We start from the raw sequence: 23,756 nt of genomic DNA, 5'->3' as shown, positions 1-23,756 counted from the left end.
CCCCCCCCCCCCCCCCCCCCCCCCCCCCCCCCCCCCCCCCCCCCCCCCCCCCCCCCCCCCCCCCCCCCCCCCCCCCCCCCCCCCCCCCCCCCACGGCCGCTCCATTGGCACCACCGCCGCCGTACGGGATCGTTTCCCGTACGGCGGCGTCTCCCGCTACTGTCGAAACCGTGTAAGGAGCATCCGACATGCAGGACATCGCCGAACAGCTGCGGGCCTGGCACGCGTCCGGGCGCTCCTTCGCCGTGGCCACCGTCGTCGGCGTCTCCGGCAGCGCCCCGCGCGACCCGGGGGCGGCCCTGGCCGTGGACACCGCCGGGGAGGCGGTCGGCAGCGTCTCCGGCGGCTGCGTCGAGGGCGCCGTCTACGAGCTGTGCCAGGCCGCGATCGAGAGCGGCGAACCGGTGCTGGAGCGCTTCGGCTACAGCGACGAGGACGCCTTCGCGGTCGGGCTGACCTGCGGCGGGATCCTCGACGTGTTCGTCCAGCCGGTCGTGCCCGGGGCCGACCCCGGGATGGACGCCGGCCTGGCGTGCATCGCCGACGGCACTCCCGTCGCCCTCGCCCGGGTGATCGACGGGCCGGCCGGACTGCTCGGCGCCACCCTCGCCGTCACCGCCGACGGCGCGTCCGGCGCGCTCTCGGTCGGCCCCTCCACGGTCGGCGCGCTGGAACGGGCGCTCGTCGCCGAGGCCCGCGCCATGCTGGACGCCGGACGGACCGGACGGCTCGTGCTCGGCCTCGACGGCCGGCCCTGCGACGAGCACGAGAAGGGCACCGTCACCTGCTTCGTCGAGTCCTACGTGCCCGCGCCGCGGATGCTGGTGTTCGGCGCGATCGACTTCGCCGCCGCCGTGGTGCGGATCGGCAAGTTCCTCGGCTACCACGTCACGGTCTGCGACGCCCGGCCCGTCTTCGCGACCGCACGCCGCTTCCCCGAGGCGGACGAGGTGGTGGTCGACTGGCCGCACCGCTACCTCGACTCCCAGCTCGGCCGGATGGACGGGCGCACCGTGCTGTGCGTGCTCACCCACGACGCCAAGTTCGACATCCCGCTGCTGGAGCGCGCCCTGCGGCTGCCGGTCGGCTACGTCGGCGCGATGGGCTCGCGCCGCACCCACCGCGACCGGGCGGCCAAGCTGCGCGAGGCCGGGCTGAGCGACTCCGAACTCGCCCGGCTGCGCTCCCCCATCGGCCTCGACCTGGGCGCCCGCACCCCCGAGGAGACGGCCGTCTCGGTCGCCGCCGAGATCGTCGCCCACCGGCGCGGCGGCAGCTGCCTGCCGCTGAGCACCGGGGACGGACCGATCCACCACGACCTGGCCACGGCCCCCGAGACGGCCCCCGCGAAGACCGAGACGCCCCGGACGCACGCCGCCTGAGCTCACGTTGCGTGCCCGCCGGGGCGGCGGGAGGCTGGAGGTGCGGACTCGCCCCGAGCCCGGGGAAGGAGCGGGGACCATGCGCGCCCTGCTGGAAGTCGAACTCGACACCGCGACCTCGAACAAGCTCGTCACCGACGGATCCATCACCGAGGGGATCCAACAGATCCTGGCCCAACTCAAGCCCGAAGCCGCCTACTTCGTCGGCCGCCACGGCCGTCGCACGATGCTCTTCGTCGTGGACGTCGCGGACGAGGCCTCGATCCCGTCCATCACCGAGCCGTTCTGGCTGCAGCTGAACGCCTCCGTCGAACTGCACCCGTGCATGAACACCGAGGAACTCTTGGAGGGGCTGCGGCGGCTCGGCCACTGATCAGGCTCGGGCCGGCTCAGGCCCGCGCAGATCGGCTCAGGCCGGTTCAGGGCAGCTCAGGGCGGCTCAGTCGGCGAGCGCCAGCTTCACGCCGAAGGCCACCACCACCGCGCCGGTCACCCGGTCAAGTACGCGCCGGGCGGCCGGCCGGCGCAGCCAGCCGCGCAGCACCCGGGCGAAGCCGACCAGGACGGTCGACCAGAGCAGGCCCTCCACCACGTGGACGCAGGTGAGGGCCACGCCGGCGGCGAAGTGCGGAGCCCCGGCAGGGATGAACTGCGGCAGCACGGCCACGTAGAAGACCCCGACCTTGGGATTCAGCAGGTTGGTCAACGTGCCCCGCCGCCAGCCGTGGCCGAAACCGCCCTCGACGGGTGCCTCCTCGGCCTTCGCCTCGGCGCCCCGGCCCCGCAGCATCCCGACGCCCAGCCACACCAGGTAGGCGGCGCCGGCCCAGCGCAGCACCTCGTACGCCAGCTGCGAGGCGGTCAGCAGCGCCGTCACCCCGGCCGAGGTCAGCGTGCCCCAGATCAGCGTTCCGGTCTGGATTCCGAGCACGACCCCCCAGGCCTGCCGACGCCCTCCGAGCGCCGAGGTGCGCAGGATCAGCGCGGTGTCGAGGCCGGGTGTGAGGGTCAGCAGGCCCACCACGAGGGCGAAGGACCACAGGGCGGTTGTCATCTCCATGGGCCTCGATCGTAGGCGAGGCCGACCGAGCCGGTGACGACGGCTGTCGGGGACCGTCGGGGACCGTCGGGAAGGTGCGGGGATGCCTTCGGGTCAGGGGACGACGCGGGCCGGCGGGCCGTTCCCCCGGTCCGACGGCCCGCCGGTGCGCCGTCGTCGCGGTCGGCTACTGCGCCTGGCAGCCGCGCTGCCAGTTCCAGCCGACGAACGTGTGGCGCAGCTGCACGTCGAAGGTGCAGGAGTAGGTGAGGTCGGGGTTGAGGGTCAGGGAGGTGTGGTGGCTGTTGGCGTACCAGGCGCCGGTGACGTCGAAGATGCCCTTGTAGGAGAAGTCCGCGTGAGCCTGGGAGTTCACCACGGCGCAGTCGGTGGTGCAGTCGTCGCCGTTGGTGGCGGAGGCCACCGACCAGCCCGCGTTCCACGGTTCGCGGTTGAAGCCCTGGGTGGCGGTGGTGGCCGCGGTGGTGATCCTGCCGTCGGCGGTGTTCCAGTCGGAGGTGGTGTACAGGCCGGTCATCCGGATGTTGCAGCAGTCGTACATCTCGTTCGCGCTGGTGATCCGGCGGTGGCCGGTGGCGGTGGTGCCGGCCGCCAGGGCCTTGGCGGCGGCGCGGGCGGCCGGGGCCGGGGCGTACGTCACCGGGCCTTCCTGCGGCTTGCAGTCCGCGCCGATCGTCACCGTCTGCTGGACGGACATGCCCGCGGGCGGGACCGGCAGCGATCCGGTGAGCGTCACGCCGTCGCAGGTTTGGGCGCCCGTGGCGTCGGCGGCGGGTGCCGCGACGGCTCCCGGGGCCATCGCCATGAGCAGACCGGCCGCACCGAGCGCTACCGAAACCAGACGCTTCTTCACAGTCCCTGTTCCCCTCGTGAGTTACCTGCCGGTAAGCGTAGGGGCGGGCGTCACCGGCTCCGAGGCGATTGGCAGGAAGCTGCAACGCCTGATGTCAGCGAGGCGGACGGGGATGCCGGGACTGTCGGGGATGCCGGGGGGCCGGGACCCCTGCGACGGCCGGGGTCCCGGCGCGGGCCGGGTGACGTCAGGTCACGTTCAGCCGGGCCGCCAGGCGCAGCAGTCCGGGGCTGAGGCGGGAGAGCAGTCGGGCGGCCTTGGCCTCGGGGGTGACCGGGACGACGGCCTTGCCCGTGCGCACGGCGGTGACGATCGCCGTGGCGACCTTCTCCGGCGGGAAGCCGCGGCGTGCGTAGAGCCTGGCGGCGCGGGCCTGTTTGGCGGCCTGCTCGGTGGCGGTGGTGGCGGAGAAGGTGGAGGTGCGGGTGATGTTGGTGTTGACGATGCCCGGGCAGATGGTCGAGACGCCGATGCCGTGGCCGACGAACTCGGCGCGCAGGCAGTCGGAGAGCATGAAGACCGCGGCCTTGCTGGTGGCGTAGGCGGTGAGGGCCTTGGCCGGCAGGTAGGCGGCGGCCGAGGAGACGTTGACGATGTGGCCGCCGCGGCCGCGGTCGGCCATCAGGGTGCCGAAAGCGCGGCAGCCGTGGATGACGCCCCAGAGGTTGACGTCCAGGACGCGCTGCCACTCCTTCTCGGTGGTCTGCAGGAAGGTTCCGGAGTGGCCGATGCCGGCGTTGTTGACCAGTACGTCGGGCACGCCGTGTTCGGCGGCGACGGTCTGCGCGAAGGCGTCCATCGCGGCGCCGTCGGAGACGTCCACCCGGTAGGCGTGGGCGGGCGGGCCGATCAGCGAGGCGAGTTCGGCGGTGCGCTCGGCGGCGGCGAGGTCGAGGTCGCAGACCACCACCTCGGCGCCGTCCTCGGCGAAGGCCAGGGCGGTGGCCCGTCCGATGCCGCTGCCGCCGCCGGTGACGACCACCAGCCGGCCGTCGCCCTCGCCGGTCGGGGCCTCGCCCGCGGCTCCGGTCTCGATGCGGGCGGTGAACTCGCGGACCATCCCGGCCACCGTGGCTCCCTTCTCCAGCAGCGCCGACCAGTGGCCGGCGTGCAGCGTGCGTCGGGTCAGCCGGGGCGCCCAGCGTTCCAGGCCCTCGGAGAGGTAGGTGCCGACGTAGCGGTCCCGGGTGAGGGTGATCAGCTGGACCGGCACCTCCGTCGGCCGCTCCCGCGGACTGCCCATCGTCGGGCGGAAGTTGGCGCGGTACAGCTCGATCCCCCGGACGGCGTCGCGGCGCAGGGTGGGCTGCGGGTGGTCGGCGCGGGGGGTGACGTGCTCCAGGTCGCGCAGCACCCGCGGCCAGGCCCGGGCGAGGCCCAGGCGCCAGACGGCGGGGGCGAGGTAGGGCAGGTGGAAGGCCGTGATGTACCAGGAGTGCAGGCCCTGGTGGAGCAGTTGCCGGAGGTGGCGCGGGGTGGGGCGGCGCAGCCGGTGGCGCAGCCAGTGGCCCATGTGGTCCAGGGACGGGCCGGAGATGGTGGTGTACGAGGCGATCCTTCGCTCGACACCGGGGGCGGTGACGGCCTCCCAGGACTGGATGGAGCCCCAGTCGTGGGCGAGCAGGTGCACCGGGCGGTCCGGGCTGACGGCGTCGGCGACGGCGAACAGGTCGTCGGCGAGGTACTCCAGGCGGTAGCCGTCCCGGTCGGCGGGGGCGCCGGACTCGCCGGCGCCGCGCACGTCGTAGCGGACCACGTGGTGGTCGCGGGCGAGGTCGGCGGCGACGTCGTCCCAGACGGCGTGGGTGTCCGGGTAGCCGTGCACCAGGAGGACGGTGGGGGCGTCCGGGTCGCCCTGTTCGAAGACGGCGAGCGGGAGGCCGCCGGAGTGGACGGTCCGGCGGCGGATCGGGGTCGTCATCGGGTGGTCTCCTGGGGGGTCGGCTCGTCGTGGGTCGGCCCGTCGCCGGTCGGTTGGTCGCGGATCGGCCGGGTGTCGGTTCGTCCGGCGGTGGTCGGCCGGGTGTCGGCGGGCTCGGTGGTGGCCGGGTCGTCGGCGGCGGTCCAGCGGCGGACGTGCGGGAGGTCGTCGTCGAGCCAGTAGGCGTCGTCCTCGGTGACCACCAGCAGTTCCTCGAACTTGATGCCCACGCCGCGGAAGCCGATGTGCGGCTCGACCGCCCACAGGCCCGGGGTGGGCGCGTGCCGGGAGGAGCGGCCGTCCGCCCACAGCGGTGACCGGCCGTGCAGGCGCTCGGTGACGAGCTCGCGGCCGAGGGTCTGCAGGGTGCGCACGCCGAAGCCGAACACGTTCACCCCGGCCGGGCCGCGCGCGGTGGTGCGGGTGACCTGGTGGCCGATCACCCGGCCCGGGTAGACCTGGTGGCGGTTGTCGTACCCGTGCGCGGCGAGCTGGGCGTCCACGGCCGCGTACACCTCGTCCAGCGGCTTGCGGGCGCGCACCTCGGCGAGGATCAGCTCGCGGTAGACCCGCAGGTCGGCGGCCAGGCGGTCCCACACGCGGTTCTCGCCGACCTTGCCGCCGTAGCCGATGTCGGCGGTGTAGCCGTCCACGACGGGCGCGCAGTCCAGCACGTACGGCATGCCCTCGGTCAGGCGGCGGTTGCCGGCGAAGAACTGCAGCGGGGTGTGGAAGTGCCGGAAGGCGGTGCGGTCGCCGAACCAGGCGAAGGGGACGTGGAAGAAGTCCTGCACCCCGGCGGCGACCAGGCGGCGGCGCAGTTCGGCGGTGGTCTGCCGCTCGGTGACGCCCGGTTCGATCCAGGCGGCGACCTCCTCGGCGCAGTGGTAGGCGAGTTGCTGGGTCTCGCGGAAGCGGGCGAGGTCGCGCTCGGTGTAGCGGAAGGCGGGGGTCGCTTTCGCCATGGCAGGACTCCTTCTACAGGTCGAGCACGAGGGTCTCGCCCTCGGCGGCCCGGGAGACGCAGGGCAGCAGGGCGCCGGCGGCGCGCTGTTCGGGGGTGAGCCGGCGGTCCCGGTGCTCGGCCGCGCCGGACAGCAGGCGGACCTCGCAGGTGCCGCAGAAGCCCTGGTGGCAGGAGTACGGGAGGTCCGGGCGTCGCTCGCGCAGCACGTCCAGCGCGGAGCGGTCGGCGGGGACGTCCAGGGTCGGGCCGTCGGTGCCGAGGCGCACGGCGAAGGCTTGCCCGTCGGTGATCGGGGCGGCGCCGAAGCGCTCGAAGTGCAGGGCGCGGGCCGCGGAGCCGTCCAGGGCCCGCTGGACGGCGGCCAGCATCGGGGCCGGGCCGCAGCAGTAGACGGCGGCGCCGCGCGGGGCGTGGGCGAGCAGTTCGGCGCCGGTGGGGACGCCGCCGTGCTCGTCGTCGGTGCGCAGCACGACGCGGTGCGGGTCGAGGGCGCGCAGCTCGTCCGCGTACGGGAGGGTGTCGGCGCTGCGGCCGACGTGGACGAGGCGCCAGTCCAGGCCGTGGCGGCGGGCCTCGCGGGCCATCGGCAGCAGCGGGGTGATGCCGATGCCGCCGGCGAGCAGCAGGACGGCGGGTTCGGCGCAGAAGGCGAAGCCGTTGCGCGGGCGGCGGGCGGTGAGCCGGGTGCCGGGGTGGAGGGTGTCGTGGATCTCGACGGACCCGCCGCCGCCCCCGGGCAGCTTCCGTACGGCGATCCGGTAGTCGCGGCGGTCGGCGGGGTCGCCGGTGAGCGAGTAGTGGCGCTCGCGGCCGGAGGGCAGGGCGAGGCGCAGGTGGGCGCCGGGCTGCCAGGGTGGGAGCGGCCCGCCGGAGGGGTCGGCGAGGGTCAGCTCGACGACGTCGGTGGCCACGTCCCGGCGGGCGGTGACGACCAGTTGCAGCGGCGGGGTGGGCCTGCTGTACGGGCGGCGGGGGCTGCGGCGCAGCAGGGGGCTGCCGAGGGCCGGGGTGTAGCGGTCGCCGAAGGCGGTGAGGAAGCGCAGGAAGGCGTCGGTGCGGGGGCGGCCGTAGAGGTCGGGGGGCGGGGTGCGCAGGTCCATCCGGGCGGGTCCTTGGGAGAGGCGGGGTGGGGGCGCGGTCGTCGGCGGGGGTCGTCAGCGCCCGGCGGCGGCGCGGGCGGCCGGGGAGGTGGCGAGGTAGCCCAGGGCCTGGCTGGACGATCCCTCCTGGGTGGGGTGGTAGCCGGGCCGCAGGTAGCGCAGGCCGGAGCGGATCGAGCGGACTGGGTCGGGCAGCAGTCCGCGCCGGGCGATCCGCCCCGCCTCGCGCCAGGTCGGCTTGAGCCGCCCGCGCAGCGTCGGGTCGGCGGCCAGCAGGAAGCGGGCGCCGCGCACCCAGAGGTGGACCAGCAGCGGCGCGGACACCAGCATTCCGCGCACCCGGCGCAGGTACCCCGGGTCCAGGTGGACCATCAGGTCGAAGGCGACGCTGCGGTGTTCGACCTCTTCGGCGCCGTGCCAGCGCAGCAGGTCGAGCATCGTCGGGTCGGCCTCGGCCCGGTCCAGGCCCGGGGAGTTGAGGGCCCAGTCGCCGAGGAAGGCGGTGAAGTGCTCGATCGCCGCGATGAAGGCGACCCGCTCGATGACGTTCTCCCGGCGCCGGGCCGGCGCCAGCCCGGGCCGGTCGCCCAGGACGCGCTGGAACAGCCAGGCGATCTGCCGGACGTACGGGCGCGGGTCGAGGCCCTGGGCGAGCAGGTGGTCCAGGACCTCCTGATGCGCCTCGGCGTGGATGGCCTCCTGCCCGATGAACCCGAGCACCTCCTCGCGCAGGCGCTCGTCCCGGATGAGCGGCAGCGCCTCCTTGAACACCTTGACGAACCAGCGCTCGCCCTCGGGCAGCAGCAGGTGCAGCACGTTGATGACGTGGGTGGCCATCGGCTCGTCCGGGATCCAGTGCAGCGGCAGCGCGGCCCAGTCGAAGTGGACGTCCCGGGGCTCGAGGACGAGGCTCTCGTGCACGCGTGCCGCGGGGGCGGCGAGGGCGGGGACGGGGGTGGATCGGGGCATGGCAGGCCCTCCTGACCTGGGAGCGGCGGCTCGATTCAGGGAAACGTACTCGCCGGTAGCGAGGGCGACAAGGGTTTCGGCCGCCCTTATCGACATCGAGTCTAATAAGTGATGTGCACCGGGGAACGCCCTGGGAAACCTCCGACCGGAAAGCGCGCGGGCCCCGCCGGACGGTTCGCGTCCGGCGGGGCCCGTCGAGCGCAGCGCGGCGCTGCCGGGCCGCGCCGCCCGGCTCAGACCGCCATCGCCAGCATCAGCGGCGCCGCGCGGGCCGCCAGCAGCTCGGCGGCGGCCTTCAGCTTGTGGATGTTGTCCACCGGCATCGAGGTGGCCAGGCAGCCGACCGTGCTGCCGGCGGTGATCGGCACCGCCGCGCACACCGTGCCGAGCGCGTACTCCTGGATGTCCAGCACCGGCACGGTGGCCGGCTGCCGCTCCAGCCGGTGCATCAGCTGGTCGGCGTCGGTGACCGTCCGGGAGGTCAGCCGGGCGACGGGGTGCCGGGAGAGGTGGTCGCGTCGGCCGTCCACGTCCAGCTGGCTGAGCAGGCACTTGCCGATCGCGCTGGCGTGCGCGGTGGCGCGGAAGTCCACCCACTCCTGCACGGCCGGCGCGTGGTCGGCCGCCGAGACCGCCTCGACCGACAACTCCCCGTCGTGGTACCGGCCGAAGTACACCGCCGCGCCCAACTCGTCCCGGAGTTCGGCGAGTTTGCGGTTCAGCCGGGCCCTCACGAGCTGCTCCCGGTTGTGCTGCCCGAGCAGGGCGAAGGTGCCGCCGAGCACCCAACCGCCGTCCTGGCACTGGAGGTAGCCCTCGATTTCGAGGAGTTCGGCGAGCCGCCGGACGGTCGGCAGGCCGAGCGAGGTCTCCCGGGCGAGGGCGACCAGGGTGGCGCCGTCGGGGTGCCGGTCGACGGCCTCCAGCAGTCTGAGGGCGTACTGCAGGGAGGTGAACGGGCCGGTCGGGCCCGGCTCCAGCGCGGCGTGACGACCCGGGGCTGGTGTCGACATGTCGTCCCCTTCCGATGTCCCCCCACGGAGCGACCGCGGGCAGGCCTCAGCCTATCCACCCGGTGGCTCCGGCGACTGCTGTCCGTGAATATCCGTGAACATTCCGTGGAGCAGCTGCCGGTCGGGCGGTGACGGGACCGCGCGGAACGCGGCGGCCGCCGCCACCGGCGCCCCACGGGACGAGCGCGGCCGCACGACGCCCGCGGGCCCCTCCCTCACTGCCCAGGGGGAGAGGCCCGTCGAGCGGCCGCCGGGGTGCGGGCCCCGGCGGCCGGTGAGGGTGTGCGGAAGGGTCGGTGCGTCGGTCGGTCGCCGGGCCCCGGCCGGGGCTCAGCCCTCGTCGCCCGCGCGGAGCTTGGCGACGGCGGCCTCGAGCCGGGCGCCGTACTCCTCGTCGGCGGCGTGGAAGTGGGCCAGGTTCTTCTCCACCACGTCGTCCCGGGTGACCTGCGCCAGGAAGCCCGCGATGTTGTCGATCAGGCGGGTCTTCTCCGCCTCCGACATCAGCCGGTACAGCTCGCCGGCCTGGAAGAAGTCGTCGTCCTTGGTGTGGGCCGGCGTGGTGTAGGTGCCGGTGTGGCCGTTCACCTTGACCGGGGCGGCGAGCGCGGCGTCGCTCTGGGCGGGGCCGTCGTACGAGTTGGGCTCGTAGTTCTTGCCGCGGCCGGCGCTGTTGACGGCCATCAGGCCGTCCCGCCCGTAGTTGTTCGCCTCGGTGGCGCGCGGGGCGTTCACCGGCAGCTGGGTGTGGTTGACGCCGAGGCGGTAGCGCTGGGCGTCGGCGTAGGCGAACAGGCGGCCCTGGAGCATCTTGTCCGGGGACGGGCCGATGCCGGGCACGAAGTTGTTCGGCGAGAACGCGGACTGCTCGACCTCGGCGAAGACGTTCTCCGGGTTGCGGTTGAGCACCAGGCGGCCGACCTTGACCAGCGGGTAGTCGGCGTGCGGCCAGACCTTGGTGAGGTCGAAGGGGTTGAAGCGGTAGTCCGCGGCCTCGGCGACCGGCATCAGCTGGACGTAGAGGGTCCAGGACGGGAACACCCCGCGCTCGATGGCCTGGTGCAGGTCGCGCTGGTGGGAGTCGGCGTCGGCGCCGACCACCTCGGCGGCCTGGCCGCCGTCCAGGCAGCGGATGCCCTGGTTGGTCTTGAAGTGGTACTTCACCCAGTAGGCCTCGCCCTCGGCGTTGACCCACTGGTAGGTGTGCGAGCCGTAGCCGTTCATGTGGCGGTAGCTGGCGGGGATGCCGCGGTCGCCGAACAGCCAGGTGATCTGGTGGGTCGAGGCCGGCGAGTGGGCCCAGAAGTCCCAGACGTTGTCCGCCTCCTGCACGCCGGTGTACGGGTCGCGCTTCTGGGAGTGGATGAAGTCGGGGAACTTGATCGGGTCCTTGATGAAGAACACCGGGGTGTTGTTGCCGACGAGGTCGTAGTTGCCGTCCTCGGTGTAGAACTTCACCGCGAAGCCGCGCGGGTCGCGCACCGCGTCGCTGGCTCCCAGGTTGCCGGCCACGGTCGAGAAGCGCAGGAAGACCTCGGTGCGCTTGCCGACCTCGGACAGGAACGCCGCCCGGGTGTACTTCGACACCTCGTCGGTGACCTCGAAGTAGCCGTACGCGCCGGAGCCGCGGGCGTGCACCACGCGCTCCGGGATGCGCTCGCGGTTGAACCGGGCCAGCTTCTCCAGCAGGTGCTGGTCCTGGATCAGCAGCGGGCCGTACTCGCCGGCCGAGGCCGAGTTCTGGTTGTCGGCGACCGGGGCGCCGGACTCCGTGGTCAGGATCTTGGACATGGAGGGTCCTTCAGGTGTCGATAAAGGCGGTGCGTGGAGAGGGGTGGGCGGCGGGCTCAGACGCCGAGCAGGCGCCACAGCGCCGAGCGGCGGCGGGCCGAGTGCTCGCCGTCGGGCCCGTCGGCCGGCTGGAGGCCCGCCACCGCGGCGGTGGCGGCGGCCGCGTCCGCCAGCGGGCGCGCGGCGGTCAGCGCGGCGGCCTCCTGCACGGTCAGGCCGGCGTCGGTGAGCGCGGCCGCGGCCTCGGCGGCGGGGACGGCGTTGAACCAGCGCAGCGCGAGCGCCGCCCGGCCGGCCTCGGTGAGCCGGCCGGTGAGCCGGAGACGGGCGAGCCCGCCGTCCGGGTAGACGTTGATCCGCACGTGGGTCACCGGGCGGCCCACGTCGAGCCGGAACCGGTGCCGGGTGTCGGGCTGCAGGCGGGTGCGGGGCAGGATCTCGAACCACTCGCCTTCGGCCGGGTCCTGCCCGGTCGAGGCGTCGAAGCCGATCAGGTCGGCCCAGCCGGGGGCGTTGGCGACGAAGTGGGTGGTGTCCACCTCGGCGGCCAGGACCTCGCCGCCCCCGGCCAGGGCGATCTGCACCCAGTCGTTGGCCTTGTCGCGCCGACGCCGGGTCTCCCAGCCCTCGCCCATGACGGAGGCGCGACCGGGAGCGTTCAGGTTGTGCGGGGAGGAGAAGTAGCGGTCGGAGGCCGCCTGCGCGACGCCGCCGTACTCCTGGGCGGCCAGGTCGAAGGTGAGGCCGTCCAGTTCGCGCGGGTCGGGCAGCACCTCGCCGTGCACCCGGAGCCGGGCCACGCCGCCGTCCGGAAAGATGTTCAGCCGCACGTGGGTGTAGCGGGTGTCGTCCTGGACGGTGAACTCGTGGGCGGTGTCGCCCCGCAGCGGGGTGCGCGGCAGGATGACGGTCCAGTCGGCGTCCTGGAGCTCCTCGGGCGAGGGGTGCCCCGGTACGGAGGCGGCCTCGACCGAGGCGCTCTCCGGGTAGTTGCCGGTGAAGTGGGCGGTGTCGACGATCAGGCCGCGGATCACACCGCCGACGCCGAGGCGCACGATCGCCCAGTCGTGGTCCTGATCGGTGGGGTGCGGCTGGTCGGCCGAGACGCCGCGCCGGCGCTTGGACTCCCAGCCGTCCATGATCTGGCCCTTGTGGCCGAAGGTGTGCGGGCGGAACTCGGCGGGCTTGGCGACCAGCAGGTTCTCCGCGTCCGCGAAGGTGTCCTCATTGGTGGCGACGACGCCCGCGCCGAGCAGCCGGGAGGCCAGGTTGACCAGCTCGGTGAACGGAGCGCTCGGGGTGTCGGCAGTGGTCACTGACTCTCCTCGGAAGACGGTGTCGGTTCAGGAAGCGCTGTCGGGACGGGAGCCGGCGGGCCGGGGGTCGGCGGGCCGGGTGAGCTGCCGCCCGAAGGGCAGCCCGCCGGTGTCCACCGCGCGGCCGCGCAGCCAGGTGGTGCGCACCGCGCCGGTCAGCGTCCGCCCCGCGTACGGGGTGACCGGATTGCGGTGGTGCAGCTCACGGGCGTGGACCGCGAACTCGCCGTCGGGGTCGAAGGCGACCAGGTCGGCGTCGCGGCCCGCCGCGATGGCGCCCTTGGTGCCGGTGAGGCCGACCAGCTCGGCCGGTCCGGCGGACATCCAGCGCACGACGTCGGCCAGGGTGTGACCGCGGCGGCGGGCCTCGGTCCAGACCGCCGGCAGGCCCACCTGCAGCGAGGCGATGCCGCCCCAGGCGGCCGCGAAGTCGCCGCTGCCGCCGTACTGGGGCAGCAGCTTGAGGTCGGGGGTGGACGGCGAGTGGTCGGAGACGACGGCGATGAACTCACCGTCGGCCAGGGCCTGCCAGAGCGCGTCCCGGTTGGCCTCGTCGCGGATCGGCGGGCAGCACTTGAAGGCGGTGCCGCCGGCCGGCACCTCCTCGGCCGCGAGCGTCAGGTAGTGCGGGCAGGTCTCGGCCGTCACCCGCACGCCGTCCTCGCGGGCCCGGCGCAGCAGCGGCAGCACGGCGGCCGAGGAGACGTGCAGGATGTGCACCCGGGCGCCGGTGCGGCGGGCCGTGTCGAGCAGATGGGCGACGGCCGCGGTCTCCGCGTCGGCGGGGCGGGAGGCGAGGAAGTCGCGGTAGTCGGCGCCGGGGCGCTGCGGAGCGGCGGCCAGCACCGCGGCGTCCTCGGCGTGGATGATCGCCAGCGCCCCGAGCCGGGCCTGCTCGGCCAGCGCGGCCTGCAGGTCCGCGCCCTCGACGTGTGGGAACTCGTCCACGCCGGAGGGGGAGAGGAAGCTCTTGAAGCCGAACACGCCCTCCCGGTGGAGGGGTTCGAGGTCGGGGACGTTGCCGGGCACGGCGCCGCCCCAGAAGCCGAGGTCGACCCAGGCCTGGTCCTCGGCGGCCTTCCGCTTGACCGCCAGCCCGTCCAGCGTGGTGGTGGGCGGGACGGAGTTGAGCGGCATGTCGATGATCGTGGTGACGCCGCCGGCCGCGGCGGCCCGGGTGGCGGTGGCGAAGCCCTCCCACTCGGTCCGGCCGGGCTCGTTGACGTGCACGTGGGTGTCGACCAGGCCGGGCAGCAGGGCGGTGTCGCCGAGGTCGACGAGTTCGCTGTCGCCGACCACGAGCGAGCCGTGCGCGGCGACCTGCTCGATCTTCCCGTCCCGGATCAGCACGTCCGCGGGGCGCTCGCCGTCGGGCAGCACGGCCCGGCGGGAGCGGATCACCGACGGCTGGCTGAAAGGCATGGGGGACCTCCGAAACCTGGGAGTTGGGGTGGTGGAACACGGGTGGAGGCGAAGGATTGCCGGGAGCCTAGGCCCGCCTTCAACAAAACGTCAATGGAGGAACGTACGAGGGCTCAGCCCGCCAGCAGCTCTGCGGCCAGGCGCTCCCCCGCGACCTCGGCCAGCTCACCGGCCCTGGTCATGCTCTCCCCCGGCTGCTCGGCCAGGTCGGTGAGCGCGACTGCGGCGGTGAACCCGGCCGCGCGCCACTGCGGTTCGGAGAGCTCCAGCCGGCCGGCCACGGCGGCCACCCGAACCCCCGCCCGGGCGGCCGCCGCGGCGACTCCGGCGGGGGCCTTGCCGTGGAGCGTCTGAGCGTCCAGGCAGCCCTCGCCGGTCACGACGAGGCGTGCCCCACGCACGGCCTCGTCGAAACCCAGCAGCTCGAGCAGGAGCTCGATACCGGGTCGCATGGTGGCGCCGAGCAGGGCGAGGGCGGCGAAGCCCACCCCGCCCGCGGCCCCGGCGCCGGGGGCCTCCCGCAGGTCGCGGCCGGTGGCCGCGGCGACCTGGTCCGCGAAGCGGGTCAGGCCCGCCTCCAGCACCACCAGGTCCTCACCGTCGGCGCCCTTCTGCGGGCCGTAGACGGCGGCGGCGCCGCGCGGCCCGAGCAGCGGGTTGTCCACGTCGCAGGCGACGACCAGCTCGACCCCGGCCAGCAGCTCGGCCAGACGGCCGAGGTCGACCCGCTGGAGCTTGCGCAACGCGGCCCCGCCGGGCGACAGTTCGGCGCCGTCGGCGTCCTGCAGGCGCACCCCGAGCGCCTGCACCATGCCGGCGCCGCCGTCGGTGCCGGCGCTGCCGCCGAGGCCGAGCACGATTCGCTTGGCGCCCAGGGAGACGGCCCGGCCGATCAGCTGTCCGACGCCGTAGGAGCCGGCCGTGAGCGGGGCCGTCCGGCCGCCGGGCAGCCGGGCGAGCCCGGAGGCCTGGGCGAGCTCGACCACGGCGGTGTCGTCGCGGACGGCCAGCGCGGCGTCCACCGGCAGGCCGGTCGGGCCGGCCACCTTGGCCGGGACGCGGGTGAAGCCGGCCGCGAGCGCCGCGGCCAGGGTGCCCTCGCCGCCGTCGGCGACGGGCAGCTCCCGCACCTCGGCGCCGGGCGCGGCGCGGCGGATGCCGGCGGCGATCCGGGCGGCGACCTCGGCCCCCTCCAGGGTGCCCTTGAACTTGTCCGGAGCTACGACCACATGGCCCTGGTGGGGGGTGGGGGGCATGGTGTGGTCCTCACTTCCGTACGGGGTGCGCGGTGGTTCGACAAGCATCGGTCCGATGGTCTCCGGGTGCCAGGGCCCCGCGGACGGGTGCGACCCCCGCCCGGGTGGTGACTGGTGCGGCCACCACCCGGACGGCGGTGCGACCCCTTCCCCGCCGTTCCCCTCGTCCCGCTTCCGACGTACGAGGGGCTCCCCTCGGCGGGGAGGGGGCCGGGCGACGCGCGCGGCACGACCGAAGTGCCCCCGGGGAGGGGTGGCGCGTCACCGGCTGGGTCGACCGGCGGGCGGGTGGATGAGCCCCGCCCCGCACGCCGGTCGGGTCCGGCCTCCTGGCGGCGCGGGCACGACCGGATCAGGTACACGCCGCCAGGAGGAGTTCAGGGCCGGGGGCTCCGCTCGGGAGCCCCCGGGGTGTTACTTGACCTCGCGGCCGGAGAGCCGCTCGACGCCGCGCAGCAGCGCCGAGTGGTCGAGCGCGCCGTCGCCGTTCGCCCGGGCGGAGGCGACCAGCTGGGCCACCACGGCGCCGACCGGCAGCGCGGCGCCCACGGCGCGGGCGGCGTCGGTGACGATGCCCATGTCCTTGTGGTGCAGGTCGATCCGGAAGCCGGGGGCGAACTCGCGGTTGAGCATGTTCGCCTTCTTGCGGTTCAGCACGGTCGAGCCGGCCAGGCCGCCGCCGAGCACGTCCAGCGCGGCGGCGAGGTCGACGCCGGCGTTCTCCAGGAACACCACGGCCTCGGCGAGCACCTGGATGTTGACCGCGACGATCAGCTGGTTGGCGGCCTTGACGGTCTGGCCGGCGCCGGCGGGGCCGACGTGGACGACCGTGGTGCCGAGCGCGTCGAACAGCGGCTTCGCCTCGGCGAAGTCCTCCGCCGCGCCGCCGACCATGATCGACAGCACCGCCTCGATCGCGCCGGCCTCGCCGCCGGAGACCGGGGCGTCCAGGGCGCGCACGCCCTTCTCCTGGGCGGCCTTGCCGACCTTGATGGAGGTCTGCGGGGTGATCGAGGACATGTCGATCACCAGGGTCCCGGCCTTGACGTTCTCCAGGACACCGCCCTCGCCGAGGATGACCGCCTCGACGTGGGGGTCGGCCGGGACCATGGTGATGACGACCTCGGCGTCCTTCACCGCGTCCGCGATGCTGGCGGCGCCCTGGCCGCCGGCCGCGACGACGGCGTCGATCGAGGCCTGGGAGAGGTCGAAGCCGGTCACCTGGTGGCCGGCCTTGACCAGGTTGACGGCCATGGGCTTGCCCATGATGCCGAGGCCGACGAAGGCAATCTTGCGGGAGGCGCTCATCGCGTCGGGTTCCTTACGTGTGCGGGGTGGGGTGGTGGCTCGCCGGGCGGCGCGGGCGGACCGTACGGCCGGGCGGGCGCGGGCGGGCCGCGCTACCGGACGGCGTTACCGGGCGGCGCGCAGCTCGCGCGGCAGCCAGCCGAAGCTGTCGGCGCTGACGCCGGTGGAGGGGCGGTACTCCAGGCCGATCGAGCCGGTGTAGCCGGCGGCGCTGAGCCGGGCGAACAGGTCCTCGAAGTCGAGGCCGCCGGTGCCGGGCTCGTTGCGGCCCGGGTTGTCGGCGATCTGCACGTGGCCGATCCGGTCGGCGTGGGTGTCGATGACCGCCGCCAGGTCCTCGCCGTTCATGGCCAGGTGGTACAGGTCGCAGAGGAACTTCGCGTTCCCCAGGCCGGTGGCGGCGTTGACCTGGTCGACCACCTCGACCGCGGCGGCGGCGGAGACCAGCGGGTAGTCCGGGGACTCGGTCTTGTTGAGCGCCTCGATCAGCAGGATCGCGCCGATCCCGTGCGCGGCCCGGGCGGCGAGCACCAGGTTCTCCAGCGCCAGCGCGTCCTGCTCGGCCGGGTCGACGCCCTCGATCCGGTTGCCGTACAGCGCGTTGAGCGCGGTGGCACCGAGGGAGGAGGCGAGCTCCGCGGCGACCGGGACGTTGGCGCGGAAGCGCTCCTTCTCGGACGGCACCGAGACGGTACCGCGGGCGCCCCGGCTCAGGTCGTCCAGGAAGTTGAGGCCGGTGAGCCGGACCCCCGCGTCACTGAACGCCTTGCGCAGCGCGTCCAGCTCGGCCCGGGACGGCTCGTGCTCGGCGCCGAAGGGCCACCAGAGCTCGGCGGCCGTGAAGCCGGCCGCGGCAGCCGCCGCGGGGCGCTCCAGCAGCGGGAGTTCGCTGAACAGGATCGACAGGTTGACCGTGAAGCCGTGCTTGGCAGCCGCCGTCACGTCCATCACCTCTCACTCTCTCTTCCTTCATCCGCAACTTCCACGATCCGGAAGAGGGATTCTGTGTGGTGGAAGCATCTCCGGCCCGGCAAGCGGGTGTCAAGGGTGCCGCAACATTTTGTTGAAGCAGCTGGACGGCTCCCGCCGGCCGGGTCCCCGACTGTTCGATCACCCAGCCCCTGCCTGCCGCCACCCCCGCTCGCTACAGTGAGCACGTGCGATTGATGGTGGAGTTCACGACAGAACCGTTCGAACTGGACACGTTCCCCGAGCACGCCGCGGCGGCCCGCAAGGTCGTCGACGAGGCCGGCCTCGACGTGTCCGTCGGCCCCTTCGGGACCGGCGCCGAGGGCGAGGCCGAGCAGGTCCTCGCCGCGGTGACCCGCCTGCTCCGGGAGACCCTGGACTCCGGAGCGACCCGGATCTCCGTCCAGGTCAGCGTCTTGGGCGAGGAGGGCGGTACGCCGTGACCGAGCACGTGGATCACCCGCTCGCCGCGGCGGTCAAGCCGCTGCTGGACGCGGTCGGCGCGACGCCCGTCCCGCTGGACGAGGCGAAGGCCGAGGACGTCGTCCTGGAGTGGGAGGGCACCCCGGCCCTCGCCGTCCGGCTGCCGCACCTGAGCAGCGCGCTGGACCGGTTGCTGGCCGAGATGGCCCGCCAGTTCGACGGCCGCCCGCTGGCCGAGCTCGACCGCTGGGAGAAGCAGCGGGTCGTCGCCCTCCTGGAGGAGCGCGGCGCCTTCACCGTCCGCCACGGGGTCGAGACGGTCGCCTCGGCGCTCGGCGTCAGCCGCTTCACCGTGTACAACTACCTCAACCGCCAGGACGGCGGCGCGAAGCCCTCCTGAGGCCGGCGCCCATCCTCGGCCGAGGCCGGCGCCCCCTCGGTGAGGGAACGCGGCCCGCCGGGCGAGTGACCCCGCCCGTGGACAGTGTGGATCGCCCCAGGGCGGGGCACACTTGGCGAATCGCACACGAAAGGGCCCGGCATCGCGGGTCGGTTCAAAACGTAACCACCAACCGTTCAACAAACTGTTGACGGCTGGGTGGGGTCGATCTAGCTTTTCCGGGTGGCACCACTCTTCAGGAGGTCCACTCGTGACCAACCACCCCCACGCCCTCGAGTCCCTGGCCGCGGCCGATGCCGCCGAGCTGGAGGAGCTCCTGCTGGACGTCTGCTCCAGCCCCCGCTGGGCCGCCGCCGTCGCGGCTGCCAAGCCCTGGTCCAGCCGTGAGGCCCTGCTGGCCGCCAACGCGGCGGCGATGGCCGGACTGACCGACGCGGACCTGCGCGACGCGATGGCCGGACACGCCCGGATCGGACGCCCCAAGGCGGGCGACGCCACCTCCGAGCGCGAGCAGGCCGGCATCCAGGGCGTGGACCAAGCGGTCCTCGACGAACTGCACGAGGCCAACGCCGCCTACGAGGCGAAGTTCGGCCACGTGTTCCTGATCTGCGCGACCGGCCGCACCGCGACCACCATGCTCGCCGCCCTGCGCGAGCGCCACCCCAACGACCCGGCCACCGAGGCGGAGATCGTCCGGGGCGAGCTGCGCAAGATCAACGACATCCGGCTCAACCGCCTCCTCGACGGGAACTGACGCTTCGTCAAGAATGCACCGGGAGGCCGGCACCCAGCCGGCCGGTCGCCGCGTCCTCGCCCACCTCCGCGACTGACGCACCATCACCTCTGCCATCAGTAAGGTCACCTCACCCATGACTGGCATCTCCACCCACGTGCTCGACACCAGCCTCGGCCGCCCGGCCGAGGGCGTCCCGGTCGAGCTCGCACTGCACACCGAGGGTGGCTGGCAGGTGCTCGGCACCTCCGCCACGGACTCCGACGGCCGGGTCAAGGACCTCCCGGCCGTGGAGGCGGGCTCGGTCGTCCGGCTGCTCTTCGACACCGGCGCCTACTACGCGCTCAAGTCCGCGGAGCCGCCGTTCTTCCCCGAGGTCTCGATCGTCTTCACGGTCGCGCCCGCGCAGCACCACTACCACGTGCCGCTGCTGCTGAACCCGTTCGGATACTCGGTCTACCGCGGAAGCTAGTAGACCGACCTGGAAGCTTAGGAGCCTGTCATGGCCCACGTGCTCGGTCAGAACCAGTACGGCAAGGCGGAGAACCGCATCGTCCGGGTCTACCGTGACTCCACCCGCCACGAGATCAAGGACCTCAACGTCTCGGTCTCCCTCCAGGGCGACTTCGAGGACGTCCACCTCACCGGGTCCAACGCCAACTGCCTTCCCACCGACACCACCAAGAACACCGTCTACGCCTTCGCCAAGGAGTACGGGATCGAGTCGGCCGAGGCCTTCGGCATCCTGCTGGCCCGGCACTTCGTCGACGACACCGAGCGCGGCGTCGTGCACAGCGCCCGGATCCGGATCGAGGAGTACGCCTGGGACCGGATCAAGACGCCGGACAACTCGGCCCGCTTCATCGGCTCGGAGGAGGTCGGCCACTCCTTCGTCCGCAACGGCCAGGAGACCCGCACCACCGAGGTCGTCTACGACGGCGAGAAGGTCCAGGTCATCTCCGGCCTCAAGGACCTCATCGTGATGAACTCCACCAACTCGGAGTTCTGGGGCTACATCAAGGACAGGTACACCACCCTGCAGGAGGCGTACGACCGCATCCTCGCCACCCAGGTCACCGCCCGCTGGAAGTACGGTTACAGCGGCCGCGACGGCGAGGCCCAGCCCAACTGGAACCGCTCCTACACCCACGTGAAGCGGCACCTGCTGGAGGCGTTCGCCGAGACCTACTCCTACTCGCTGCAGCAGACCCTGCACTCGATGGGCACCCGGGTCCTCAACAACCGCGCCGAGGTGGACGAGGTACGCCTCGAACTGCCCAACAAGCACCACTTCCTGGTCGACCTGGAGCCCTTCGGCCTCAAGAACGAGAACGAGGTCTACTACGCCGCGGACCGCATGTACGGCCTGATCGAGGGCACCGTGCACCGCGAGGGCGTCGTTCCGGTCATCCCGGTCGTCTGACCTCCCCCGTCCCGAGCGCGAGGACTCCGCCCGGAGTCGCCGCACCCACCGGCCCGCACGGACCGGTCGAATCCGGGCGGGCGCACCACCGGCACCACCAGCACCACCTGCGCTATCAGCACCACCGGCACTATCAGCACCACCAGCGCCACCGCAGTTCCCGCACGACCACGCACCACCTGTTTCTCCACCCCCACCAACCGGAGTTCGTGTCTGCCTCGCGGCGGCCGGCCCGGGGCACTGGAGAAGCGTCCCGAGGGATCCTTGCTCCGCCGTCCCGCCCTCGGGGGGTCTCCAGCGCCACGGGCGCGCCGGGAGCCACGGGCACAAGAGGGGCTCGACATGGCACCCAGCAGCACCAGCAGTACAGACGGCGGTTCCACCCCAGCAAGAACCCCAGGCCCGGACGGCACGACACCAGGCCTCCCCGGCACGCCGTCCGGGTCCGGTACCCACCCCGTGGACGAGGTGTTGCCCCCGGTGAAACTCTTCTCCACCGGCCTCCAGCACGTCGCCGCGATGTACGCGGGAGTCGTCGCACCCCCGCTCATCGTCGGCGCCGGCGTCGGGCTCTCACCCGCCGACCTCGCCCTGCTCATATCGGCCAGCCTGTTCACCGCCGGACTGGCCACCCTGCTCCAGACCCTCGGCGTCTGGAAGATCGGTGCGCGGCTGCCGTTCGTGAACGGCGTCTCGTTCGCTGGCGTCGCGCCCATGATCGCCATCGCCAAGGAACACGGACCGAAGGACGCCCTCCCGGTGATCTTCGGAGCGGTGATCGTCGCGGGGCTCCTGTGCTTCCTCGCGGCGCCGTACTTCTGCAAGCTCATCCGGTTCTTCCCCCCGGTCGTCCAGGGCACCGTGATCACCCTCATCGGGGTGTCCCTGCTCCCGGTGGCGGTGAACTGGGCGCGCGGCGGCTCGCCGGGCGCCCCCGGGTTCGGCTCCATGCGGGCCATCGGCCTCGCCGCGGTCACCCTCGCCGCGGTGGTGCTCTGCAACCGGTTGCTGCGCGGCTTCTGGCAGCAGCTGTCCCTGCTCATCGGACTGGCGTTCGGCACCCTGACCGCCCTCCCGCTGGGGCTCGCCGACTTCGGCGCGGTCAAGGAGGCGAAGGTCTTCGCCCTCCCCTCCCCGTTCCACTTCGGCGCGCCGATGTTCGACGCCGCCGCGATCGTCTCGCTCTGCATCGTCATGGTGGTCTCGATGACCGAGTCCACCGCCGACATGCTCGCGCTCGGCAAGATCGTCGAACGCGAGGCCGACGAGCCCACGCTCGCCGCCGGCCTGCGGGCCGACGGACTGGCCACCGCGCTCAGCCCCGTCTTCAACGGCTTCGCCGCCAGCGCCTTCGCCCAGAACATCGGGCTGGTGGCGCTGACGAGGATCCGCAGCCGGTTCGTGGTCGCGGCCGGCGGAGGCATCCTGATCGTGCTGGGGCTGTTCCCCGTGCTCGGTTCGGTCGTCTCGCTGGTGCCGCAGCCCGTCCTCGGCGGCGCCGGGATCGTGCTGTTCGGCACGGTCGCGGCGAGCGGGATCCGCACCCTCGCGGAGGCCGGCATGGAGTCCAGCTCCCACACCATCCTGGTGTCGGTCTCGCTCGGGGTCGGCATCATCCCGATCGCGGTGCCGGCCTTCTACGACTCCTTCCCGGAGGCCGTCCGGACCCTGATGCACTCGGGGATCTCGGCCGGCTGCGTGATGGCCGTCCTGCTCAACCTGCTCTTCCACCACGTCGGAGCCCCCCGCCGGTCCACTACCGGCCAGACCTCCGGCGCGACGGTGCCGACGGCGACACCGTCCTGACCGGTCCGGCAGGGGTGCGCGCCGCGCGGTGCGCGCCCCTCCCGGCCCTCCCCCATAGGAGTGAAACCATGGCAGTCCAGCCCCCGCCCGCCGACCAGCGGATCGTGATCGAGAACGTCGCGATCGCCACCGTCGACGCCGCCGACACCGAGTACGCCCGAGGCCACGTGGTCATCCTCGGCAACACAATTGAATCCGTCGGCAACGGCCCCGCCCCGGCGTGGCTGGACAACGTGGTGCGCCGGATCAACGGCGAGGGCCACCTGCTCACCCCCGGCCTGGTCAACACCCACCACCACTTCTACCAGTGGATCACCCGCGGCCTCGCCCAGGACGACATCCTCTTCGACTGGCTGGTCGCCCTCTACCCGACCTGGGCGCGGATCGACGACAAGCTCGTGCACGCCGCCAGCCAGGGCTCGGCCGCCGCCCTGCTCAAGTCCGGCTGCACCACCGCCTCGGACCACCACTACGTGTTCCCCCGCGGCGGCGGCGACATCCTCGGCGCCTCCATCGAGGCCGTCCAGGAGCTCGGCCTGCGCTTCACCGCGCTGCGCGGCTCGATGGACCGCAGCAAGAAGGACGGCGGCCTGCCGCCGGACCACGCGGTCGAGGAACTGGACGACATCCTCGCCGCCTCCGAGGCCGCCGTGGACCGCTACCACGACGCCTCCTTCGGCTCGATGCTGCACGTCGCCATCGCGCCGTGCTCGCCGTTCTCGGTCTCCACCGAGCTGCTGCGCCAGTCCGCCGAACTCGCCCGCCGCAAGGGCGTGCGGCTGCACACCCACGGCTCGGAGACGGCCGAGGAGGAGCAGTTCTGCAAGGAGCTGTTCGGGATGGGGCCGACCGACTACTTCGAGTCGGTGGGCTGGCTCGGCGAGGACGTCTGGATGGCGCACTGCGTCCACATGAACGACTCCGACATCGCCAAGTTCGCCGAGACCGGCACCGGTGTGGCGCACTGCCCCTCCTCCAACGCCCGCCTCGCCGCCGGAATCGCCCGGGTGCCGGACATGCTCAAGGCCGGTGTGCCGGTCGGGCTCGGCGTCGACGGCACCGCCTCCAACGAGTCCGGCGAGCTGGGCACTGAGCTGCGCAACGCGCTGCTGATCAACCGGCTGCACGGCTACCCCACCGCCCTCACCGGGCGCCAGGCGCTGCGGCTGGGCACCATGGGCGGGGCCCGGGTGCTCGGGCGCCAGGACGAGATCGGCTCGATCGAGGTCGGCAAGCTCGCCGACCTGGCGCTGTGGAAGATCGACGGGATCATGCACTCCTCGATCGCCGACCCGGTCGCCGCCCTCACCTTCGGCGCGCTGCCCCCGCTGGCGGTGCTGTTCGTCAACGGCAACGCCGTGGTCGAGAAGGGCGAGCTGACCACCGTCAACGAGGACCGGATCGCCCGCGCCTGCGCCCGCGCGGCCAAGGAACTCGCCTCCCGGCCGGTCTGAGACCCGGGTGGGCCGGCCTGCGGTCCGACCCACCCGAATGACTCCGGGGCCGCGCCCAGGGACGGTGCGTCACCCGGACTCCGCAGGCCCGGCAGGGACTGCGGAACCGGGGGGGGGTAGAAAAGCGACAAAGAAGGGGAGGGCAAAGTAGCGAGCGGGGGGGGGGGGGGGGGGGGAGCGGGCGGAGAAA

At 73.4% G+C, this 23,756-nt stretch carries 22 protein-coding genes; 9 read left to right on the top strand and 13 right to left on the bottom strand.

Going from position 1 to position 23,756, the window contains the following annotated elements; translation table 11 throughout:
* Nucleotides 1-188: 188 nt before the first annotated feature.
* Entirely contained in the window at nucleotides 189-1,382 is a 1,194-nt protein-coding gene (locus tag ACZ4WV_RS17415) for an XdhC family protein (protein WP_465747478.1), read from the top strand.
* A 79-nt stretch (nucleotides 1,383-1,461) separates the two neighbouring features.
* Nucleotides 1,462-1,755 carry a hypothetical protein gene (locus ACZ4WV_RS17410; RefSeq protein ID WP_465747476.1) on the top strand — a complete coding sequence of 98 codons (294 nt, stop codon included), beginning with the start codon at nucleotides 1,462-1,464 and terminating at the stop codon, nucleotides 1,753-1,755.
* 66 nt (nucleotides 1,756-1,821) lie between these two features.
* Here the strand turns inward: ACZ4WV_RS17410 and ACZ4WV_RS17405 are convergent, their stop codons facing one another.
* From ACZ4WV_RS17405 to ACZ4WV_RS17345, 13 genes are all read right to left on the bottom strand, one after another.
* Nucleotides 1,822-2,442 carry a LysE family translocator gene (locus tag ACZ4WV_RS17405; RefSeq protein ID WP_465747475.1) on the bottom strand — a complete coding sequence of 207 codons (621 nt, stop codon included), beginning with the start codon at nucleotides 2,440-2,442 and terminating at the stop codon, nucleotides 1,822-1,824.
* A gap of 166 nt (nucleotides 2,443-2,608) precedes the next feature.
* Nucleotides 2,609-3,295 carry a hypothetical protein gene (locus ACZ4WV_RS17400; protein ID WP_465747473.1) on the bottom strand — a complete coding sequence of 229 codons (687 nt, stop codon included), beginning with the start codon at nucleotides 3,293-3,295 and terminating at the stop codon, nucleotides 2,609-2,611.
* 187 nt (nucleotides 3,296-3,482) lie between these two features.
* Nucleotides 3,483-5,216 (bottom strand): SDR family oxidoreductase, encoded by a 1,734-nt coding sequence (locus tag ACZ4WV_RS17395; RefSeq protein ID WP_465747471.1) that lies wholly within the window; start codon nucleotides 5,214-5,216, stop codon nucleotides 3,483-3,485.
* Entirely contained in the window at nucleotides 5,213-6,181 is a 969-nt protein-coding gene (locus tag ACZ4WV_RS17390; RefSeq protein WP_465747469.1) for a M24 family metallopeptidase, read from the bottom strand. Before ACZ4WV_RS17390 ends, ACZ4WV_RS17395 begins: the two co-directional genes overlap by 4 nt.
* A gap of 13 nt (nucleotides 6,182-6,194) precedes the next feature.
* Nucleotides 6,195-7,283: a PDR/VanB family oxidoreductase gene (locus ACZ4WV_RS17385; RefSeq protein WP_465747467.1), complete on the bottom strand. Its 1,089-nt coding sequence runs from the start codon at nucleotides 7,281-7,283 to the stop codon at nucleotides 6,195-6,197.
* A gap of 54 nt (nucleotides 7,284-7,337) precedes the next feature.
* Nucleotides 7,338-8,252 carry a metal-dependent hydrolase gene (locus ACZ4WV_RS17380; RefSeq protein ID WP_465747465.1) on the bottom strand — a complete coding sequence of 305 codons (915 nt, stop codon included), beginning with the start codon at nucleotides 8,250-8,252 and terminating at the stop codon, nucleotides 7,338-7,340.
* A 233-nt stretch (nucleotides 8,253-8,485) separates the two neighbouring features.
* A complete protein-coding gene (locus ACZ4WV_RS17375) occupies nucleotides 8,486-9,265 on the bottom strand; it encodes an IclR family transcriptional regulator (RefSeq protein ID WP_465747463.1) in 780 nt (259 codons plus the stop codon).
* Between the two features lie 330 nt (nucleotides 9,266-9,595).
* Nucleotides 9,596-11,056 (bottom strand): catalase, encoded by a 1,461-nt coding sequence (locus tag ACZ4WV_RS17370; RefSeq protein WP_465747461.1) that lies wholly within the window; start codon nucleotides 11,054-11,056, stop codon nucleotides 9,596-9,598.
* A 56-nt stretch (nucleotides 11,057-11,112) separates the two neighbouring features.
* Nucleotides 11,113-12,372 carry an allantoicase gene (gene alc, locus ACZ4WV_RS17365; protein ID WP_465747459.1) on the bottom strand — a complete coding sequence of 420 codons (1,260 nt, stop codon included), beginning with the start codon at nucleotides 12,370-12,372 and terminating at the stop codon, nucleotides 11,113-11,115.
* Between the two features lie 27 nt (nucleotides 12,373-12,399).
* The gene (allB, locus tag ACZ4WV_RS17360) at nucleotides 12,400-13,794 is read right to left on the bottom strand and encodes an allantoinase AllB (protein WP_465747457.1); all 1,395 of its coding nucleotides are present in this window, start codon (nucleotides 13,792-13,794) and stop codon (nucleotides 12,400-12,402) included.
* A 113-nt stretch (nucleotides 13,795-13,907) separates the two neighbouring features.
* Nucleotides 13,908-15,050 (bottom strand): glycerate kinase, encoded by a 1,143-nt coding sequence (locus ACZ4WV_RS17355; RefSeq protein WP_465747455.1) that lies wholly within the window; start codon nucleotides 15,048-15,050, stop codon nucleotides 13,908-13,910.
* Between the two features lie 414 nt (nucleotides 15,051-15,464).
* Nucleotides 15,465-16,358, bottom strand: coding sequence for a 2-hydroxy-3-oxopropionate reductase (locus tag ACZ4WV_RS17350; protein ID WP_465747453.1), 894 nt, complete (start codon nucleotides 16,356-16,358; stop codon nucleotides 15,465-15,467).
* Nucleotides 16,359-16,463: 105 nt separating this feature from the next.
* Nucleotides 16,464-17,306: a TIM barrel protein gene (locus tag ACZ4WV_RS17345; RefSeq protein WP_465747496.1), complete on the bottom strand. Its 843-nt coding sequence runs from the start codon at nucleotides 17,304-17,306 to the stop codon at nucleotides 16,464-16,466.
* 218 nt (nucleotides 17,307-17,524) lie between these two features.
* On the opposite strand from ACZ4WV_RS17345, the gene ACZ4WV_RS17340 reads away from it, so the two are divergent.
* The 7 genes from ACZ4WV_RS17340 (at nucleotide 17,525) to ACZ4WV_RS17310 (ending at nucleotide 23,566) form a co-directional block, all read left to right on the top strand.
* Entirely contained in the window at nucleotides 17,525-17,770 is a 246-nt protein-coding gene (locus ACZ4WV_RS17340; RefSeq protein WP_392903853.1) for a thiamine-binding protein, read from the top strand.
* Nucleotides 17,767-18,150 carry a helix-turn-helix domain-containing protein gene (locus ACZ4WV_RS17335; RefSeq protein ID WP_465747451.1) on the top strand — a complete coding sequence of 128 codons (384 nt, stop codon included), beginning with the start codon at nucleotides 17,767-17,769 and terminating at the stop codon, nucleotides 18,148-18,150. Before ACZ4WV_RS17340 ends, ACZ4WV_RS17335 begins: the two co-directional genes overlap by 4 nt.
* Nucleotides 18,151-18,400: 250 nt before the next feature.
* Nucleotides 18,401-18,904, top strand: a complete 504-nt coding sequence (gene uraD / locus ACZ4WV_RS17330; protein WP_465747449.1) for a 2-oxo-4-hydroxy-4-carboxy-5-ureidoimidazoline decarboxylase — start codon at nucleotides 18,401-18,403, stop codon at nucleotides 18,902-18,904.
* Nucleotides 18,905-19,019: 115 nt separating this feature from the next.
* The gene (uraH, locus tag ACZ4WV_RS17325) at nucleotides 19,020-19,355 is read left to right on the top strand and encodes a hydroxyisourate hydrolase (protein ID WP_350745877.1); all 336 of its coding nucleotides are present in this window, start codon (nucleotides 19,020-19,022) and stop codon (nucleotides 19,353-19,355) included.
* Between the two features lie 30 nt (nucleotides 19,356-19,385).
* Complete coding sequence (gene pucL / locus ACZ4WV_RS17320) at nucleotides 19,386-20,306, top strand: factor-independent urate hydroxylase (RefSeq protein ID WP_465747447.1); 921 nt, start codon at nucleotides 19,386-19,388, stop codon at nucleotides 20,304-20,306.
* A 342-nt stretch (nucleotides 20,307-20,648) separates the two neighbouring features.
* The gene (locus ACZ4WV_RS17315) at nucleotides 20,649-22,112 is read left to right on the top strand and encodes a nucleobase:cation symporter-2 family protein (RefSeq protein WP_465747445.1); all 1,464 of its coding nucleotides are present in this window, start codon (nucleotides 20,649-20,651) and stop codon (nucleotides 22,110-22,112) included.
* Nucleotides 22,113-22,180: 68 nt separating this feature from the next.
* Nucleotides 22,181-23,566: an 8-oxoguanine deaminase gene (locus ACZ4WV_RS17310; protein WP_465747443.1), complete on the top strand. Its 1,386-nt coding sequence runs from the start codon at nucleotides 22,181-22,183 to the stop codon at nucleotides 23,564-23,566.
* The last annotated feature ends 190 nt before the right edge of the window (nucleotides 23,567-23,756 follow it).

The sequence above is a fragment of the Kitasatospora sp. NPDC029312 genome (genome assembly GCF_055569215.1).
The sequence above is the reverse complement of the archived record's forward strand: the minus strand, read 5'-3'. Positions and strand labels throughout refer to the sequence as shown.